Origin of the sequence: Aquabacterium sp. (assembly GCF_044226965.1) — a bacterium.
Classification (GTDB): domain Bacteria; phylum Pseudomonadota; class Gammaproteobacteria; order Burkholderiales; family Burkholderiaceae_C; genus Pseudaquabacterium.
The window spans coordinates 23352-40721 of the sequence record NZ_JBGAGA010000024.1; the positions used below are offsets into that span (position 1 = coordinate 23352).

The 17370-nt window shown below is 69.0% G+C and carries 15 protein-coding genes; all 15 read right to left on the minus strand.

Annotated features, from left to right (window positions below; translation table 11 throughout):
- Positions 1 to 9 precede the first annotated feature (9 nt).
- The 15 genes from ACILR4_RS12930 to ACILR4_RS13000 all read right to left on the minus strand — a co-directional run bounded on the left by ACILR4_RS12930 (position 10) and on the right by ACILR4_RS13000 (position 17370).
- Positions 10 to 1938 (minus strand): XrtA/PEP-CTERM system amidotransferase, encoded by a 1929-nt coding sequence (locus tag ACILR4_RS12930; protein WP_395701272.1) that lies wholly within the window; start codon positions 1936 to 1938, stop codon positions 10 to 12.
- Between the two features lie 25 nt (positions 1939 to 1963).
- The gene (locus ACILR4_RS12935) at positions 1964 to 3121 is read right to left on the minus strand and encodes a TIGR03088 family PEP-CTERM/XrtA system glycosyltransferase (RefSeq protein WP_395701273.1); all 1158 of its coding nucleotides are present in this window, start codon (positions 3119 to 3121) and stop codon (positions 1964 to 1966) included.
- Positions 3111 to 4640 (minus strand): hypothetical protein, encoded by a 1530-nt coding sequence (locus ACILR4_RS12940; RefSeq protein ID WP_395701274.1) that lies wholly within the window; start codon positions 4638 to 4640, stop codon positions 3111 to 3113. The genes ACILR4_RS12935 and ACILR4_RS12940 overlap by 11 nt, the downstream gene beginning before the upstream one ends.
- Positions 4641 to 4645: 5 nt before the next feature.
- Positions 4646 to 5584, minus strand: coding sequence for a glycosyltransferase family 2 protein (locus ACILR4_RS12945; RefSeq protein WP_395701275.1), 939 nt, complete (start codon positions 5582 to 5584; stop codon positions 4646 to 4648).
- Positions 5581 to 5994, minus strand: coding sequence for a GtrA family protein (locus ACILR4_RS12950; protein WP_395701276.1), 414 nt, complete (start codon positions 5992 to 5994; stop codon positions 5581 to 5583). Before ACILR4_RS12950 ends, ACILR4_RS12945 begins: the two co-directional genes overlap by 4 nt.
- The gene (locus tag ACILR4_RS12955) at positions 5991 to 6635 is read right to left on the minus strand and encodes a class I SAM-dependent methyltransferase (RefSeq protein ID WP_395701277.1); all 645 of its coding nucleotides are present in this window, start codon (positions 6633 to 6635) and stop codon (positions 5991 to 5993) included. The genes ACILR4_RS12950 and ACILR4_RS12955 overlap by 4 nt, the downstream gene beginning before the upstream one ends.
- Entirely contained in the window at positions 6632 to 7465 is an 834-nt protein-coding gene (locus ACILR4_RS12960; protein ID WP_395701278.1) for a glycosyltransferase family 2 protein, read from the minus strand. The genes ACILR4_RS12955 and ACILR4_RS12960 overlap by 4 nt, the downstream gene beginning before the upstream one ends.
- On the minus strand, positions 7462 to 8742 hold the full coding sequence (locus tag ACILR4_RS12965) for a nucleotide sugar dehydrogenase (protein ID WP_395701279.1): 1281 nt from the start codon (positions 8740 to 8742) through the stop codon (positions 7462 to 7464). The genes ACILR4_RS12960 and ACILR4_RS12965 overlap by 4 nt, the downstream gene beginning before the upstream one ends.
- A gap of 78 nt (positions 8743 to 8820) precedes the next feature.
- Positions 8821 to 10416, minus strand: coding sequence for an exosortase A (xrtA, locus tag ACILR4_RS12970; protein ID WP_395701280.1), 1596 nt, complete (start codon positions 10414 to 10416; stop codon positions 8821 to 8823).
- Positions 10417 to 10429: 13 nt separating this feature from the next.
- Positions 10430 to 11632: a TIGR03087 family PEP-CTERM/XrtA system glycosyltransferase gene (locus ACILR4_RS12975; RefSeq protein ID WP_395701281.1), complete on the minus strand. Its 1203-nt coding sequence runs from the start codon at positions 11630 to 11632 to the stop codon at positions 10430 to 10432.
- A gap of 10 nt (positions 11633 to 11642) precedes the next feature.
- Entirely contained in the window at positions 11643 to 12683 is a 1041-nt protein-coding gene (locus tag ACILR4_RS12980) for a FemAB family XrtA/PEP-CTERM system-associated protein (protein WP_395701282.1), read from the minus strand.
- A gap of 48 nt (positions 12684 to 12731) precedes the next feature.
- Positions 12732 to 13622 carry an XrtA system polysaccharide deacetylase gene (locus tag ACILR4_RS12985; RefSeq protein ID WP_395701314.1) on the minus strand — a complete coding sequence of 297 codons (891 nt, stop codon included), beginning with the start codon at positions 13620 to 13622 and terminating at the stop codon, positions 12732 to 12734.
- 59 nt (positions 13623 to 13681) lie between these two features.
- Positions 13682 to 14806 (minus strand): XrtA/PEP-CTERM system-associated ATPase, encoded by a 1125-nt coding sequence (locus ACILR4_RS12990; protein ID WP_395701283.1) that lies wholly within the window; start codon positions 14804 to 14806, stop codon positions 13682 to 13684.
- Positions 14807 to 14808: 2 nt separating this feature from the next.
- On the minus strand, positions 14809 to 16368 hold the full coding sequence (locus ACILR4_RS12995; RefSeq protein WP_395701284.1) for a TIGR03016 family PEP-CTERM system-associated outer membrane protein: 1560 nt from the start codon (positions 16366 to 16368) through the stop codon (positions 14809 to 14811).
- Between the two features lie 12 nt (positions 16369 to 16380).
- Positions 16381 to 17370: an XrtA-associated tyrosine autokinase gene (locus ACILR4_RS13000; protein ID WP_395701285.1), complete on the minus strand. Its 990-nt coding sequence runs from the start codon at positions 17368 to 17370 to the stop codon at positions 16381 to 16383.

Here is a 17370-nt window from a genome sequence, read left to right on the forward strand (position 1 = left end):
CTGAAGCCTTCAGGCGGCTTGCGCCAGGGTGGTTTCGCCGGCGCTGTTGCGCAGGAAGGCGTCGAACATCAGCAGCGTCCACAGCGGCGTGCTGTGGTCGGCCAGGCCCGACTCGTGCTGCTCGACCAGCTGGCGCACCGCGCCGGCATTGAGCCAGCCGCCATCGAGGATCGGCCCCTGCAGCAGCGCGCTGCGCAGGCGCTGGCGCAAGGGGCCGCGGAACCAGCGCGCCAGCGGCACCGAGAAGCCCATCTTGGGCCGGTACAGCACGTCGTTCGGCAACTGCGGCTCCATCGCCTTCTTGAAGAATGCCTTGCCGTTGTCGCCGCGCAGCTTCAGCGACGAAGGCAGCGTGGCGACCCATTCGACCAGCTCGTGGTCCATCAGCGGCTCGCGCACCTCGAGCGAATGGGCCATGCTCGCGCGGTCGACCTTGGTGTTGATGTCGCCCACCAGGTAGGTGTGCATGTCGATGTACTGGATCAGCGCCAGCGGATCGTCGGTGCCGGCCTTGCGCGCATGGCGATCGAACACCTGCTGCGCGCTGTAGCCGCCGAGCCGGGCCTTCAGCGAGGGGCTGTACAGCTGCGAGCGCAGCGGCTCGCGCACGAAGCTCATGCTGTGGAAGTAGGCCTCGACCGCATTGCGCGCCATGCCCTGGAAGGTGGTCTTGGCGCGGAACACGCGCGGCGCCCAGTCGGCCTTGGGGTACAGGCGGCCGAGGAGGCCGAAGACCGGGCGGCGGAAGCCTTCGGGCAGCGCCGCGCGCATGCGTTCCTCCATCAGGTGGAACTGGTAGCGCCGATAACCCCCGAAGGTCTCGTCCCCGCCGTCGCCCGACAGGGCCACCGTGACATGCTTGCGTGCCAGCTCGCACACGCGGTAGGTGGGGATGGCCGAGCTGTCGGCATAGGGCTCGTCGTACAGCTGGGCCAGGCGGTCGATCAGGTCGAAGTCGTCGCTGCGCACCGTCTCGACGCGGTGGTTGGTGCGGTAGCGCTCGGCCACCTGCAGCGCGAACTCGCTTTCGTTGAACTTCGGATCGTCGAAGGCAATGCTGCAGGTGTTGACCGGCCCCTGCGACAGTCCGGCCATCGCCTGCACCACCGCGCTGGAATCGACCCCGCCGGACAGGAAGGCGCCCAGCGGCACCTCGGCGATCATGCGCAGCCGCACCGATTCACGCAGGCGCTGGCGCAATTCCTCGCAGGCGTCCTGTTCGCTGATGGTGTTGTTCAGCGTGAACTGCACGTCCCAGTACTCGCGCGGCTCGCCCACCGGCTCGCCGCGGCGCACCGCCAGCGTGTGTGCCGGCGGCAGCTTGCGCGCCTGGCGGTAGATGGTGCGCGGCTCGGCCACGTAGCCGAGCGCGAAGTACTCCTCCAGCGCCAGCGGGTCGATGTCGCGCGAGAGCTGCCGCCCGCCGCTGTGGTAGGCCATCACCGACTTCAGCTCGCTGCCGAACAGCAGCGTACCGTCGTCCAGCACCGCGTAGAACATCGGCTTGACGCCGAGGCGGTCGCGCGCCAGGAACAGGGTCTGCCGGTTGCGGTCCCAGATCGCGAACGCGAACATGCCGCGCAGGCGCTTGACGCAGTCCTCGCCCCACTGCTCCCAGGCGTGGACGATGACTTCGGTGTCGCTCTTGGTGTGGAACACATGGCCCAGCGCCTGCAGCTCGGCCATCAGCGGCTGGTAGTTGTAGACCTCGCCGTTGTAGACGATGGCCACCGAGCCATCCTCGTTGAACAGCGGTTGCTGGCCGGTGGCCACGTCGATGATCGACAGGCGGCGGTGACCGAAGCCCACGCCCGGCTCGACATGCACGCTGCCTTCGTCCGGGCCGCGGTGGTGCTGCGAGTCGTTCATGCGCTGCAGGGCCGCTACGTCGATGTCGCGGCTGCCGCGCGTGTCGAAGATGCCCGTGATCCCGCACATGTGTCGTTCCTTCCCGAAGGATTGCTCAGCGCCGGCGTGCCAGCATGTCGTCGTACAGCGCCCGGTAGGCGGCCACCATCGCGTCGAGGCTGAAGACCTGCTCGACACGCTGGCGCCCTGCCCAGCCCCAGGCGGCGGCCCGGTCCGGCGCATCGGCCAGCGCCGCCAGCGCCGCGGCCAGCGCCGCCGGGTCGGCCGAAGGCACCAGTTCGCCGGTCACGCCCTGCTGCACGAGGTCGCCATTGCCACCCACGGCCGTGGCCACCACCGGCAAGCCGCTGGCCATCGCCTCCAGAATGGTATTGGAGATACCTTCGGCCAACGAGGGCAGCACGAAACAATCGAGGTGTCGCATGACATCCGGCACATCACGACGTTCGCCGGGCAGCCAGGCCAGGTGCGCCAGGCCGGCCTGGTCCAGCATCGCCTGCGCCTGCGCCCGCAGCGGACCGTCGCCGATCATCACCAGGCGCAGGCGCGCGGCCAGCGCCGGCGCGCGGCGCAGGGCCTCGATGAAGGCCTCGGCCAGCAGGGTCTGGGCCTTCACCGGCTGCATGCGGCCCACGGTGCCCGCGACGAACAGGCCGGGCGCATTGAACGGGCTGCCTGCCAGCGGCACCCGCGTGGCGCCGGCCGGCTGGAAACGCGAGATGTCGACACCGTTGTAGATGCGGGCGATGCGCGCAGCCGGCACGCCGACGCGCTGCTGCAGGTAGTCGCCGAGGTCGCCCGACAGCGCGACGTAGCGCTGCACGAAGGGCCGATAGGCGCGGCGCAGCCACTGGTGCTTGCGGTTGCTGCCGTCGAGGTCGCCGACATCCCGGCCATGCTCGCCGTGGATGCGCACCGGCACACCGGTCCACCAGCCGACCACCTGGCACTCCAGCGTGCCGAGGTTGCGCGAGTGCAGCACGCTCGGGCGCAGCGCCCGGACCAGTCGCGCCAGGCCCGGATAGACCCGCGCGCCGTGGCCCTGCGGCTTGTGCAGCGCGTGGACCGCGACGTCGGGACGCCGGATGCGCTGCACGAAGTTCGGTTCGGCCTCGGTCATCGCGACCACCGCATGCCGGTAGGCGCCTTCGGGCATGTGGTTGATCAGGTTGACGATGCCGTTCTCGAGGCCCCCGGTGTCGAACCGGTGGACCAGGTGCATCACCAGCGGGGGCTGCGCGTCAGCGTTCATGCAGCTGCAGCTCCAGCAGCTCCGGCTGTCCGACGCGGTACACCACGCCGCGCGACTGCAGGCCGGGATCGAGCTGCACCTGGCTCGGGTACTGCTTGCGCTCCAGCACCCACACGCGCTGGGCACCCGCGGACTCGCGCCGCGCGTCTTCGCCGACCACATACGTCACGCCCTGGTGCTGGATGTGGTTGGTGCGCGGCAGCAGGCGCAAGCGTTCGGACCAGGCCGGGCCCAGGCGCTTGGCCAGCGACTGCCAGCTGCTCGACAGGTCCGGCAGCACCGCCAGCGGTGCGCCCCAGTTCGGCTGCACCGCATAGCGCAGCGTGGCCCAGTACAGATAGAGCTTGGGCACCACCACCACGTCGCCGGGGCGCAGCACGCGCTTGAGCTCGGCGGCCATCGGCACATAGGGGCTGATGCCTCGGTTCAGGTGCGCGGTGGCCGGGAATACGAAGGCCGCCATCGCCGCCAGCACGGCGGCCGAAGCCCAGGCGCCCGCACGCTCGCCCAGCGCCAGCAGGCCACCGGCCAGGCACAGGCAGGCGAAGGGCAGCAGCATGGCCGAGTACACCGGGGTCTTGAACATCGGCGCCAGCACCAGCCCGATCAGCAGCGAGCCGCCGTAAGGCCCGACCAGCATCACCAGCGCAAGCCAGCGCGTGCGACGCTCGCGCAGGCCCAGCAGCAGCGCCGCGGCGAACAGCAAGGCACCGGCCAGTCGCGCTTCGCCCCATTGCATGCCCCAGCCTGCCGTCATGCCGCCGAAGTGGTCGATCAGGCCGCCGGGATCCTGATTGCCGTCGCCACCGGCGCCGCGCGCCATGTAGGCCCGGCCCGCGGTCAGCAGCACCTGCGGCACCAGCAGCAGCAGCGTGATCCCCTGCACCGCGAACCAGCGTCGCCACGGTGCCGGGGCGGGGTCCGCACCGAAGCGCCGCTGCAGCGCAGCGGCCAGTGCGATCCAGAACACGAAGTAGAACGCGATGGCGTGGCTGTAGCCCAGGGCCAGCTGCACCAGGCCCAGCGCCCACCACCAGCGCGCGGGCCGCTGCCGGTCCGACAGCAGCCAGACGTGCAGCCACCAGGCCAGCAGCGCGAGCGCCGGGATCATCGCGTAGAAGCGCAGCGTGTTGGAGGCACTGATGGCCTGCGGCATCAGCGCGAAGAAGGCCACCGCCAGCCAGCCTGCCGTGCGGCCCAGCCAGGCGCGGCCGACAGCCCAGATCACCGCGCAGCTGATGCCGTGCCACAGCAGCGAATTGGCCAGCATCCAGTGATCGTTCTCCGAGATCGCGGCCCAGGGCATCAACTGCAGAAAATGGAAGGGCGGATGCTGGTCAAGCCGCAGGAACAGCAGCAGGAAGCTGCTCAAGGGCTCGTGCACGAAAGTGAGCTGAAAGAACTCGTCCTCGTTGAAACCGCTGCGGCCGATGAAGCCATAGACCGCCGCGGCCAGGCCGATCAGCAGCGCCAGGGCTGCCAGGCCCGGCAGCCAGCCCCCCGTTCGTTGCACCGACATCGCCTTCAGACCTGGGTTTCGATGAAGTAGCGCGGCCGGCGCTTGGTCTCCATGTAGATCTTGGAGACGTACTCGCCGATGATGCCCAGCGACAGCAGCTGGATGCCGCCGAGGAAGTAGATTGGCACCACCGAGGAGGCCCAACCGGGGATCACCGCCTTCATCACCAGCGTGCCGTACAGGATGAACACGATCATCGCGAAGCTCAGCACCGAGATCAGCAGACCGACCATCGTGATCAGCCGCAACGGCACGATGCTGAACGAGGTGATCCCTTCGAGCGCGAACGCCAGCATCTTGCGCAGCGGGTACTTCGAGACGCCGGCAAAGCGTTCGGCGCGGTCGTACTTGACCGTCGTGGCCTTGTAGCCGATCAGCGGCACCACGCCGCGCAGGAACAGGTTGACTTCGCCGTACTCACGCAGTGCCTCGATCGCGCGCCGGCCCATCAGCCGGAAGTCGGCATGGTTGTGGACCAGGTCCACACCCATGCGGCGCAGCAGGCCGTAGTAGGCCAGCGCGGTGTTGCGCTTGAACGCGGTGTCGGTGGCGCGCGAGTCGCGCACGCCATAGACCACCTCGTGGCCGGCGATGAACTCGCGCACCATCGCCTCGATGACGTTGACGTCGTCCTGCAGGTCGGCGTCGATGCTGACGAGCGCGTCGCCCTCGACTGTCATCAGGCCGGCCATCAGGGCGGCCTGGTGGCCGCGGTTGCGCGAGAGTTTCAGGCCATGGATGCGCGGGTCCTGGCGCGACAGCGACTCGATCAGCGACCAGGTGCGGTCGCGACTGCCGTCGTCGACGTAGTACACGCCGGTGCCCTCGGACACCAGGCCCTGCTGCGCCATGCGGTCCAGCAGCGCCAGCAGGCGCTTGGTGGTCTCGGGCAGAACCTCTTCTTCGTTGTAGCAGGGGACGACGATCGCGAGTCGGACGCTCATGGTGTAGGTCTCACGGAACGGGCATCGGCGCGCGAACGGGATGCGCCGAAGACGACGAATTTCTGAACCAGGTAGGACAGCAGGGTCACCGGCACCAGGGCCAACGCGCCCGCCAGGTAGGCGGACAGGTGCATGCGCACCAGCACGGCGATCAGGCCGACATTGAACAGGTAGATCAGGCTCCAGGCCGCCACGAAGCGCCACAGCAGGCGCCAGTCGTGGTGGCGAAACACCAGGCTGCCCTGGGTGCGGAAGCTGAACAGCAGGCTGATCACGAATGCCAGCAGGTTGGCCAGCGCGAAGTTCAGGCCGAGCCAGAGGAACAGCGCGTAGAGGCTGTAGCTGAACCCCGTGTTGAGGCAGCCCACCAGCACGAAGCGCAGGAACTCATGGCGCAGCAAGGACTTCATCGCGCTGCGCCAGGCTCCGCCGCCAGTTCGAACACCAGCTGCATCTCGTTGTAGACGAACCATTGGCCGCCCACTTCCCAAGGCATCGGAAAGAAGCGCCTGGAGGCCAGGCGAAAGCCCTCCAGCGATTGCCAGCCATGCTCGGCGACGTAGCGTGAATCGATGAAGCTGCGGTGCGTGGCATCCGAGGCATAGCCCTTGGCCCCCGGCACGATGGCGATCAGGCGGCGCACACCGATGCGCCGGCAGGCGCGCAGCAGGCGCTTGAGCGAAGCGGTTGGATCGGGCAAGTGTTCCAGCACATGCGAGATCACCAGGTTGCGGTAGAGGCCCGGCTCCAGCCCGGGCAGGTCGAAGCCCTCGTCATCGGCCCGCCACTGCCGCGCCGACTGGCCCCTGGCCGTCAGCGCGGCAATGAGATGCGGGTTGAGCTCCAGCCCGACCGAGCCGGCGGGCAGGCGCGCCAGCAGCTGGCCCGCACCGCATCCGTAGTCGATCGTCGGGCCATCGATGTGCGCCATCACGCTGCGCAGGTAGAAGCCCTTGATGAAGCGGCGCAGCGGATGACGGCTGCGACGGATCTGCTCGTCCGCGTAGCCCTTGTCGAAGCCACCGGCGTCCGTTGGAGCAACTGGGTTCATCGCAAATACACCTGGTAGAAGACGCGCCGCGCCAGATTGTTCAGCGCCGGCGTGACACGGCCCAGTCCACGGTCGAGCAAGCTCAGGGCCAGGCCCCCTTCGGCATCGTGGCGGGCGACGAACGCGCGGAAGTCCTGGCTTTGCTGGCGACCCAGCGCAACGCTCCACTGCGAAGCCGAGACGCGGAAGGAGGCCAGGACTTCGTCGCAGTAATAGGCGTCGCCGTGCGCCAGCAGGCGGAACCAGTAGTCCAGGTCGATCACGTAGGGTTGACGGGCATCGAAGGCACCCACGCGCTGCGCCAGCGCGCGGCGGAACAGCACGGCGCCCGGCTCGCCGAGCAGGTTGGTGCCGCGCCGCACGCACTGGCGCAGCACCTGGCCTGCGGGCAGCCGCCCTTCGCGCGCGCCCGGATAGCCGCGGCGCGTCAGCACCCGGTCGTCGGGCCCGATCACTTCGCGGGCAGAGAACACCAGCGCGATGCGATCGTCGCGATCGGCGTCGAGCACGGCCGACTGGCGCGCGAGGCATTGCGGTGCCAGCACATCGTCATGCGGCAACAGCTTGAAGTAGCGCCCGCGCGCCTCGGCCAGGCACCGGTTCCAGTTGCCTTCCGGGCCGAGGTTGGTGGTGTTGCGCAGGTAGCGCAGGCGCGGGTCGGAGAAGCCCGCGACCACCTCCGCGGTCGCGTCCGGCGAGCCGTCGTCGATGACCAGCAGCTCGAAGTCGGTGAAGGTCTGCGCCAGCACCGACGCGATGGCCGCGCCGATGGTCTGCGCACCCTTGTAGGTGGGAATGCAGACCGAGACGCGGGGGACGGGCGCGCTCACAATCGCCAGAGCCGGTAGCCCGCGGCGGTGATGGCCGGCTCGTCGAACGCGGCCTTCACGTCGATGAAGGCGCCGCCCTTCACCAGCTTGCGGCCGATGTCCTCCAGCGTCAGGCCGGCGTACTCGCGGTGCGCCACCGCGGCGACGATGGCGTCGGCGCGCGGCAGTTCCTCGAACGGCAGCAGGCGCACGCCGTACTCGTGCATCGCTTCGTCGGCCGCGGCCTGCGCGTCGGTGACGAAGACCTCGACGCCGTAGCTGCGCAGCTCGTTGATGATGTCGATCACCTTGCTGTTGCGCAGGTCGCCGCAGTTCTCCTTGAAGGTCAGGCCCAGCACGTTGACGCGGGCGCCCTTGATGTAGCTGCCCGAGGCGATCATGTGCTTGATGGTCTGCTCGGCGATGAACTTGCCCATGCTGTCGTTGATGCGCCGACCCGCCAGGATGACCTGCGGGTGGTAGCCCAGCATCTCGGCCTTGTGCGTCAGGTAGTAGGGGTCGACGCCGATGCAATGCCCGCCCACCAGGCCGGGCTTGAACTTCAGGAAGTTCCACTTGGTGCCGGCGGCCTGCAGCACTTCCGACGTGTCGATGCCGATCTTGTCGAAGATGATGGCCAGCTCGTTCATCAGCGCGATGTTGAGGTCGCGCTGCGTGTTCTCGATCACCTTGGCCGCCTCGGCCGCCTTGATCGACGAGGCACGGTGCACACCGGGCTCGATGATGCGCTCGTAGACCTGGGCCACCTTCTCCAGCGTCTCCGGCGTGTCGCCGCTGACGATCTTGAGGATCTTGGTCAGCGTGTGCTCCTTGTCACCCGGGTTGATGCGCTCGGGGCTGTAGCCGACGAAGAAGTCCTGCTTCCACTTCATGCCCGAGTGCTTTTCGAGCACCGGGATGCAGACCTCTTCGGTGGCACCGGGGTAGACCGTGGATTCGAAGACCACGATCGCGCCCTTCTTCATGTACTTGCCGGCGCTGGTGGAAGCACCGACCAGTGGCCGGAAGTCGGGGATGTGGGCCTCGTCCACCGGCGTGGGTACGGCCACGATGATGACGTCGGCCTCCGAGAGCATCGCGCCGTCGCTGGTGTAGACGGCATGCACGCCTTCGGCCATCTGGGCATCGGTGAGTTCGCGCGAAGGGTCGGTGCCGGCCTTGCACGCGGCGACCTTGCCCTCGTGGATGTCGAAGCCGATCGTGCGGCCATGCTTGGCGAACTCGACCACCAGCGGCAGCCCGACGTAGCCCAATCCGATCACGGCGATGGTTGTCATGATGTTTTCCTCCTGCGGAGCTGGCTGTGTATATCCGGGGTTATCAGTCGCGTCCCTTCGGGCGCGGCGGCGGTGACGCTAGCGGCCGGCCCCACCGTACGAGCAGGTGGCAAGCCAGCGCGCGAACGGCGGGTAGGCTTCGGCGGCGAAGCGCTGCAGCACCGCGTCGGCGGGCCGCGCTTCACTGTCGAGCACCATGATGTCGATGATCTTGCCCTGGCCCGAACTGCCGCGGATGCGCTGGCTCAACTGCTGCAGCTTGGCGCCGGCATCGCTGGTGGTGGGGTGGCCGCCGTCGATCCAGTACAGCCGCAGGTCGTGCACCTTGCGCGGCTGGAAGCCCTGTTCGGCGGTGGACACCAGCACCGTACGCCGCACTTCGAGCGGTGCGTCGCCGGCCGCGAGACTGCGAATGTCGTCCTCGACCGGGTTCCAGTGCGGCCAGACCGCATAGCCGATCTTGTGCACCGAGGACACCAGTCGCCCGGCCTTGCTGCCGGAGAAGTCCGCGACCGAGACCCAGACGGTGGCGCCGCCCTGGGTGTAGGCCGCCTGTTCGATCTGGCTCGCGCCCTCGGGCTTCAGGCTGATCGGCGGCGCCGTGTCCACCCGCCCCCAGCCCGCGGAGAGCGTGGGCGGCAGGGGCCTGCAGCTGGCGGCGGCCTGGTCCTCGGCCGCACTGCCGCGCGACAGCCACACATCGGGCAAGGCACCGAACACCACGATGCCGGCCATCACGCTGGCGGCGACGGTCAGCACGCGCGTGGCCGAAGGGCCATCGGCGGGCTGCCCCGGAGTGCCTTCGGCGACGCGCGCCACGCCGCCGGGCAAGGGTGCGTCGGCCCAGCGCGCGCCGATCATGAACATCAGCAGCACGACGATGCCGAAGAACACCCAGCCGTAGACGATATGGTCGACGCCGGTGGCCAGCTGGTTGTTCGACAGGTGGCCGATCATCACGATCATGTAGGCGCGCAGCCAGTTGGCGACGATCGGCACGACGATCGCGACGCCGACGAACATCCAGCGCCGCTTCAGGCTGCTGTAGTTCAGGTAGGCGAACAGCGTGCCCACCATCAGCGAGGCCATCAGGTAGCGGATGCCGCTGCAGGCATCCACCACCGACCAGCGGCCCGAGGGAATCACGAACTGGTTGGCTTCGCGGTAGATCGGCACGCCGCTCAGCCGGATCGCGGCGGCGGCGAAGTCGGCCGTCATGTCCACCAGCATCGGTGTCAGGAACTCGCCGAAGGGCACCATGAAGTACAGGAAGCCCAGCGGGAACATCAGCGCGCGCGCGACCTGCCAGCCGAACATCGCCGGCACGCTGAGCACGAGGATGGTGACGACCATGAAGTGCTGCAGCGCATTCACCTGCGTCAGCGTGCCGACGTGCCACAGCAGTGCCGGCAGCACGAGCCAGGCCGCCACGCTGGGCGTGGGCGCCGGCACCAGGACCGCCACCTCGGCGCGCATGCGCCACACCAGCCAGGCCGCGATGGGGGCCACCACGTAGGCATGCGCGAAGGTCTGGCTGCGCTCCCAGATGGCGACCATGCCGGCCAGCGGCTCCCACATCACCGCCACCATCACCGCCAGCACGGCCAGCCAGCCGATCAGCGGCGCGCGCCAGCGTGTGTTCGCGGGGGTACCGCCGAGGGTGTCCGTCAGCATGGCGCTCATCCTGCTAGCCCACCACGTCTTCGAGAACGGCATCGAGCGGGGCCAGCCGCGCCGTCCAGTTGTAGCGCCGCAGCACGGCTTCGCGGCCAGCGCGGCCGATGGCATCGGCACGGGCCGGGTCGGCCAGCAGGGCCTCGATCTGCGAGACATAGCCGGCCGCATCGCCGGCCGCCAGCAGGTCACTGCCGGGCGTGGCCTCGATCGCGCCGACACAGCTGTCGGCCGCCACCACCGGGCGGGCCATCGCCATCGCCTCGAGCACCTTGTTCTGGATGCCACGCGCCAGCCGCAGCGGTGCCACGACGACGCGCGCGTGCTGCAGGTAGGGCCGCACGTCGGGCACCGTGCCGGAGACGCTGACCGCGTCGCCGGCCAGGGCCTGCACCGCCGCCGTCGGGCTGCGGCCGACGATGTGCAGCCGCAGTTCGGGCCGGCGCGCGCGCAGGGCCGGCAGCACCTCGGCCACGAACCAGCTCACCGCATCGACGTTGGGCCAGTAGTCCATCGCGCCGGTGAAGACCAGCGGGCATTCGTCGGCACGGTAAGGCGTCGGCAGGGCGGCGTCGGGCGTGAAGTACGCGGCATCAACCCCGTTGCACAGCGGCTCGACCGTCACCGCGCTCTCCGGCGCCAGGCGATGGAACAGTGCCGTTTCCTTGTCGGTGACGAAGAACGATCGGCGCGCCTGCACCGCGACGGCCCGTTCGTAGGCCAGCAGGCGCTCGCCCTCGCGTCGGTACAGCCAGGACATCGGCCAGGCATGCTGGCCGGCGTATTCGGACCACTTGGCCGAGTCGACGTCGACGAAGTCGACCAGCATCGGCAGGCCGGCGTGGGCTTCCGCGTACTGCGCCATCGACGACGAGAAGACGACGGCCGCGTCGATGGCCTCGCGCGCCAGCACGTCGCCCACCCAGCGTGCGAGGCCGGCATCGCGGTAGTAGCGCAGGGTCAGTGCCTCGCCGCTCAACAGGCCCGACAGGCTGGCGATGCGGGCGCCGCGCGGCGACAGGCGCGCCGCATGGAAGCCCGCGCACAGGCTGCGCACGGTGTCGAGGTGGACCTCGTCTTCGGGATCGTCGACGAAGGTGCCGAGGAAGACGCGGTGGCGCGCCGCCAGGTGCTTGAGCAGGTGGTACGAGCGCACCTTGTCGCCCTTGTTGGGCGGATACGGCAGCCGGTGCACCAGGTACAGCAGGTTCGCCATCGCCAGCGCCTCACCCCAGGCTGCGCACGATGAAGGGCCCGAGCCAGTTGGCCACGCCGATCGGCAGGCGGCGCCAAGTCTCGATCAGCAGCTTGAACTTGGCATTGTTCGGGTTGTTCTGCGGCACGCTCTCGCGCTTGTAGAGGCAGTACTCGTAGTGCAGCGGTGTCGGCTCGAAGCCCCAGTTCTTCTTGAACGAATAGGAGCCCGTGCCCTGCTTGCTGCGGCCGTAGTCGAAGACCTTGAGCCCGCGGGCGCAGGCGCGGCGCATCAGCTCCCAGTACTTGAAGTCGTTGCCGGCCAGCTCGCGCGCGGCGGTGTCGTCGCCGGCGTAGTACGGCAGCACCTCGTCGCGGAAGTAGAAGCTCAGCACGCTGGAGACCGGCTTGCCCTCGGCACTGCAGACCGTCAGCACTTCGCAGTCGGGGCCGAACACCTCGCGCAGCTTCTGGAAGTAGCGCTTGGGCATCGCGGGGGTGCCGTGGCGATGCACGTTGTCGGCATAGAGCGCGAAGAAGCGGTCGACGCCTTCGTCGATCTGGCTGGTCAGCCCGTTCTTGATGCCCTTGCGCACCATCGCGCGCTGCTTGCGCGGGATGGCCAGCATGTTGGCCTCTTCGTCCGGCAGGATTTCCTTGCGGAAGGTGACGTACAGGTCCTGCAGCGGCCACGCCTCATGGCGCCGCTGCACGTTGCGCATCTCGAGGTGCGGCACGCCGAGCCGCTTGGCCAGGGCCTGGGCCTCGGCCTCGAGCGCGGCCGCCGTCTCGGCGTCCTCGGCCGCCACGCCGCCGTACACGGCGAACGGCAGGCTGGTCAGCGCACTGCCGAACAGCAGGCTGCGCACGTGGGCGAGCGGCAGCACGCCGGTGATGCGCCCGTCCGTCGACTCGGCGTACAGGAAGTGGGTCTGGTGGCGGAAGACCTCCTCGAGGACGGTCTGCCAGCCGGCACGGTGGAAGAAGGTGGCTTGCGGACAGGCCAGCACGAAGGCATCCCAGCGGGCGGCTTCGGCGGTGTCCTGCGGCGTGAGGCGGCGTATCGTCGGCACGGGTCAGGTGGGCACGGGTCAGGTCGGCACGCGTCAGATCGGCACGCGTCAGATCGGCATCGGCGCGGTGTCGCGCACCAGGCTCGCCGGGGCCGGGGCGCGCCCGAGGAACACGTCGTCCATGCGGCCCCAGCGGAAGTCGGCCAGCAGTTGCTGCAACCGCCGCTCCATGCGCGAGATGTTGACGTAGTGGCGGAAACGGGTCTTGAGGTCGATGCCATCGATGCGCGGCTGCTGCGCGTCGATCTCCCAGGGGTGGAAGTAGAAGATGGCCGGCTCGCCGTCGCCCCGGTTGACCCGCTGCAGCATCCAGCGCGACAGCGCATAGGGCAGCAGCCGGAAGTAGCCGCCGCCGCTGGAGGGCAGGTTGCGCCGTCCCAGCCGCAGCGTGGTGACCGGAATCTCGACGAGCTGCTCGTTCACGCGGTACGCGAAGCGCGGCGAATCGGGCATGCCGTAGTGATCGTGCTGGATCGGGTAGATGCTCGAGCTGTAGCGGTAGCCGGCCCGGGCCAGCGTCGCGAACGCCCAGAGGTTGCCGGTGCCGATGGAGAAGCTCGGTGCGCGGTAGCCCTTGACCTCGACGCCGCCCAGGTCCTCGAGGATCTCCTTGGCGCGACGCACGTCGAGCAGGAAGGCGGCTTCGTCCAGATCGCTGGCCCGCTCGTGGCCATAGCCGTGGCTGGCCAGCTCGTGGCCGCGGGCGACGATTTCGCGCACCAGTTGCGGGTAGCGCTCGGCGATCCAGCCCAGCGTGAAGAAGGTGGCCTTGGCCTGCGCCTCGTCGAGCAGCTCGAGGATGCGATGCACGTTGCGCTCGACCCGGCACTCGCGCGCATCCCAGTCGCCCCGGCGGATGTAGGGCGCGAAGGCGGAGACCTGGAAGTAGTCCTCGACGTCGATCGTCAAGGCATTGGTGATCGTCGAGGGCGGGAGCACCTCTTCGCGATCCCTCAGCAGCGGGCGGGCCGGTGCGGTGGTGCCGGAGAGGACGGTGCTCATGGCTTGCTTTCGTCGCCTGCCGGCGGCTCGGCGCGCGGCCGGGCCGCCGCATCCACCACCTTCTGCAGCAGGGCCAGGATCTGCAGGTTCGTGCGCTCCAGCCGCAGCAGGCCGCGCTCGAGCCGTTGCAGCTGGTCGCCACGCTGCTCGGCCGTCAGGTTGGCGAGCTGGCGCGACATGGCACCGGCCGTGTCGGCATCGAGCTTGAGCTGCGACAGGTCGAGATCGAGCTCCACCACGGCATCGCCGGCGACCGGCGCGCCCGCTGCCCGGGCCGAAGGCAGGGCCGACGGCCGCGAGGCCGGCACGTGCGCTTCCTGCTGGAACTCGCGCACCACCTCCTCGACGTCGGCGCGCGTCAGGTGGGTCTTGCCGGCCAGGAAGCCCAGCAGCAGCAGGCGATCGCAGACCGAGTTGATGCGCCGCGGGATGCCGTTGCTGGCCTTGAAGACGGCCTCGAAGGTGTCGGGATCGAAGGTCGGCTTGCCATCGGCGCCGGCGCACTTCAGCCGGTGCTCGATGTAGCGTTGGGTCTCTTCCAGGTCGAGCGGGCCGATGTGGCAGGTGGCCGCCACGCGCTGGCGGAACTGCTCCATTTCGGGCCGCTGAAGGATTTCGCGGAACTCGGGCTGGCCGACCAGGAAGCTCTGCATCAGCGCCTGGTTGCCGAACTGGAAGTTCGACAGCATGCGCAGCTCCTCGACCGCACGCGGCGTCAGGTTCTGCGCCTCGTCGACGATCAGCAGGCAGCGCTTGCCCTTGCTGGTCTGGCTGATCAGGAAGGCCTCGAGCGTGATGAGCAGCTCGCTCTTGGGCACGTCCTTGACGCGGAAGCCGAACGCGGCCCCCACCATGCGCAGCGTGTCCTCGGCGCCCAGCTGGGTGGTGACGAGGTGGCCGACGATCACGTTGGTGCCGTGCAGGCCGTCGATCAGGGCCCGCAGCAGCGTGGTCTTGCCGGCACCGATCTCGCCGGTGATGACGATGAAGCCCTCGTTGCGCGAGACGCCGTAGTCGAGATAGGCCTTGGCGCGCCGATGCTGCTTGCTACCGAAGTAGAAGCTCGGATCGGGGTTGAGCTGGAAGGGCTTGTTGGTGAGCCCGTAGAAGGCTTCGTACATGGCTAGAGCCTGATGGCGAGGGTCGCGGTCAGCGCACTCTCGACATACGGCGAGGTGGTGCTGTCGAAGCTGACATGTCGGGCGCCGAGCGAGAAGTTGGTGCGCGCCCCGAGTTGGCTGGTCCAGGCCAGCGTGACGGACCGCAAGTCGGACGATTCGAGGCCGTTGCCGCTGCGCGAGCGGCCCTGGGACAGCGTCAGATTCAGTTCGCTGCTCGGGGTCAGCCGGTGGCCGACGTTGACGTTCAAGCCCTGCTGGCGCACCTGGCCACTCGCACCCAGGCCGTCGGTGGCCGCGCCGGCGGCGTCGATGCGACGGCTGTCGCTGCGGTACACGCCGAGCGTCAGCGTGGTGCGAATGCCCTGCAGGGCCACCGAGATGTCCTGCCGGCTGCCCAGGGTCACCGCACTGCTGACAAAGCCACCGCCGGCGACCAGGTCGGTCGGGCTGCGACCCATCAGGCGGATTTCGTCGAGCACGGCCTGGCGCCGCAGCGCCGGATCCGGGATCTGCGCCGCACGGTTCGCATAGAGCAGGTCGTACAGCGTCAGCATGCTGCTGCTGCCCGCGGCCGGCGTGCCCGTCGTCAGGTCTCGCGAACTCGAAATGCGCCAGTTGCTGCGCGCCATCCGGTGCTCGAAGCTCACGCTGTGCGTGTCGCCGAAGAACCGGCTGTCGCGCTGCAGGCTCAGGCGGGTGCGATCGCTGGGCGTCCAGGTCGCGCCGACGCCCCAGGTGCCGTGGGTCTCGCGACTGTCCAGCGAGGTGAGGTTGCTGCGCTCGCGGCCGACGGTGGCCGTGAAGGACAGGTCGGGGTCGGGCCGGTACGAGAGTCCGACGTTCGCCGAGTCGGTCGTCGTCCGGCGGCCGACGTCGAAATCGCTGGCCTGGTGCGACAGCGTCGCCGACCAACCGACGGCCGTGGGGCTCGCCGAGACGAGCGAGGCGTTGAACGAGTCGGACGTCAGGTCGCCAGCAGACGTGGACACGCTGCTGGTCTGCGAACGGGTGGCGCGCGCACTGAACAGGGCCCAGCCGCCCAGGCGGCTCTGGATGGCCGGGGACACGGCGAGGGTGCGCACCTCGGTACGGTTGCCGGTGGCCCCGGTCGGATCGACGCTCTGCTTGCCGAACGGCGAAATCAGCTGCTGGGAGATCGAGGCGTTGGCATCGATCGACAGGAAGTTCTCGATCACGTCGGCCTGCAGCGCGGCCCGCAAGGCATTGGCGTGGCTGTTGGTGCTCGATTCACGGGCGTGGATCGACCCGGTGAGCTGGTAGTCCAGCGATCCGCGGACGCGGCCCCGGTTGGCTGCGACGCTCACACCGGCCGTTAGCTGCGTGACCGCATCGGACCGGCGGTCGGTGTCGCTCAGTTGAACGTTGTCGGTCAGCGTCTCGCTGATCGACAGCGTCGGGCTGATGGTGACCATGCGGCTGGCACCGGCGTCCTGCGCCCAGGCCGGCGCCAGACCCGCCAGCAGCGCGCAGGCCAGTCCGGCGCTGTGCGGCCGAAGTGTCAGGGCGCGGGGATCCGGCGGGAACGGGGTCGGCACAGGCATCGCAGGTGCCGTTCAGCTCGACTGCTGTTCCTGCGCGCCGTAACCATAGCCATAGCCGTAGCCATAGCCGTAGGCGCCGTGCGCGTTGCTCTGCGCCTTGTTCAGCAGCATCAGCCGCACCGGGCAGCTTTCGATCGTCGACAGCGCATGCTGCACGTCGGCCTGCAGCGTCTTGCCGGCGTGGACCACGACGACGATCTGGCCCATGTGCGAGGCGAGCACGCGCGACTCGGTCGTCAGCAGCAGCGGCGGCGAATCGAAGATGATGATGCGGTCGGAGTACCGCGTGGCCATGTCGTCGAGCAACTGGCGCATCGCGTCGCTGGCCAGCAGTTCAGTGGCGCGCGGATGCGGCGAGCCGCTGGGCAGGATGGTCAGCTTGTCGATGTTGGTGCGCAGCAGCACGCTGGACATCTCGGCTCGACCTTCGAGCAGTTCCAGCAGGCCGGGGCCGGGTGGCAGCCCGAGCATGCGCAGCACCGAGGGCCGGGCCACGTCCGCGTCGACCAGCATCACCGTGTGGTCGAGTTCGGCGGCAATGCTCATTGCCAGGTTGACCGAGGTATAGCTCTTGCCTTCGCCGGACAAGGCGCTGGTCACCATGATCAGGTTGCCATGGTTCACCGGCACGGCGCCCTTGCCGACGGCGTTCTGGATCAGCGGGCGCTTGATCACCCGGTACTGGTCGGCAATGTTGGTTCGCGGCGCGCTGGGCGTCACGATGCCGGCCGCGGTGAGTGCCTCGAGGTCCAGTTCGACACGGCGCGACGACACATGCGATTCATCGAGCGCACGCAGCGGCCTGGGCGGCGGCGCGACGACCGGTTCCGCTGCCGCAGGCTTCTCTGCCACGGCTGTCGGCACCGCAGCAGTGGGCGCCGCCGCCGGGCTCGACTCCGGCCTGGCCACGGCCGGGGATGCAGGCGCTTCGCCGGGGATCTCGATCCCCGCCTCGCGCAATTGGGCCAGCCGTTGGGCGGCCTGCTCGATCAAGCTGCTCAT

What these genes read in the sequence shown, in the direction of transcription:
- ACILR4_RS12930 (WP_395701272.1), bottom strand. Translation starts at nt 1,938, where the DNA reads ATGTGCGGGATCACGGGCATCTTCGACACGCGCGGCAGCCGCGACATC.
- ACILR4_RS12935 (WP_395701273.1), bottom strand. Translation starts at nt 3,121, where the DNA reads ATGAACGCTGACGCGCAGCCCCCGCTGGTGATGCACCTGGTCCACCGG.
- ACILR4_RS12940 (WP_395701274.1), bottom strand. Translation starts at nt 4,640, where the DNA reads ATGTCGGTGCAACGAACGGGGGGCTGGCTGCCGGGCCTGGCAGCCCTG.
- ACILR4_RS12945 (WP_395701275.1), bottom strand. Translation starts at nt 5,584, where the DNA reads ATGAGCGTCCGACTCGCGATCGTCGTCCCCTGCTACAACGAAGAAGAG.
- ACILR4_RS12950 (WP_395701276.1), bottom strand. Translation starts at nt 5,994, where the DNA reads ATGAAGTCCTTGCTGCGCCATGAGTTCCTGCGCTTCGTGCTGGTGGGC.
- ACILR4_RS12955 (WP_395701277.1), bottom strand. Translation starts at nt 6,635, where the DNA reads ATGAACCCAGTTGCTCCAACGGACGCCGGTGGCTTCGACAAGGGCTAC.
- ACILR4_RS12965 (WP_395701279.1), bottom strand. Translation starts at nt 8,742, where the DNA reads ATGACAACCATCGCCGTGATCGGATTGGGCTACGTCGGGCTGCCGCTG.
- xrtA (WP_395701280.1), bottom strand. Translation starts at nt 10,416, where the DNA reads ATGCTGACGGACACCCTCGGCGGTACCCCCGCGAACACACGCTGGCGC.
- ACILR4_RS12975 (WP_395701281.1), bottom strand. Translation starts at nt 11,632, where the DNA reads ATGGCGAACCTGCTGTACCTGGTGCACCGGCTGCCGTATCCGCCCAAC.
- ACILR4_RS12990 (WP_395701283.1), bottom strand. Translation starts at nt 14,806, where the DNA reads ATGTACGAAGCCTTCTACGGGCTCACCAACAAGCCCTTCCAGCTCAAC.
- ACILR4_RS12995 (WP_395701284.1), bottom strand. Translation starts at nt 16,368, where the DNA reads ATGCCTGTGCCGACCCCGTTCCCGCCGGATCCCCGCGCCCTGACACTT.
- ACILR4_RS13000 (WP_395701285.1), bottom strand. Translation starts at nt 17,370, where the DNA reads ATGAGCAGCTTGATCGAGCAGGCCGCCCAACGGCTGGCCCAATTGCGC.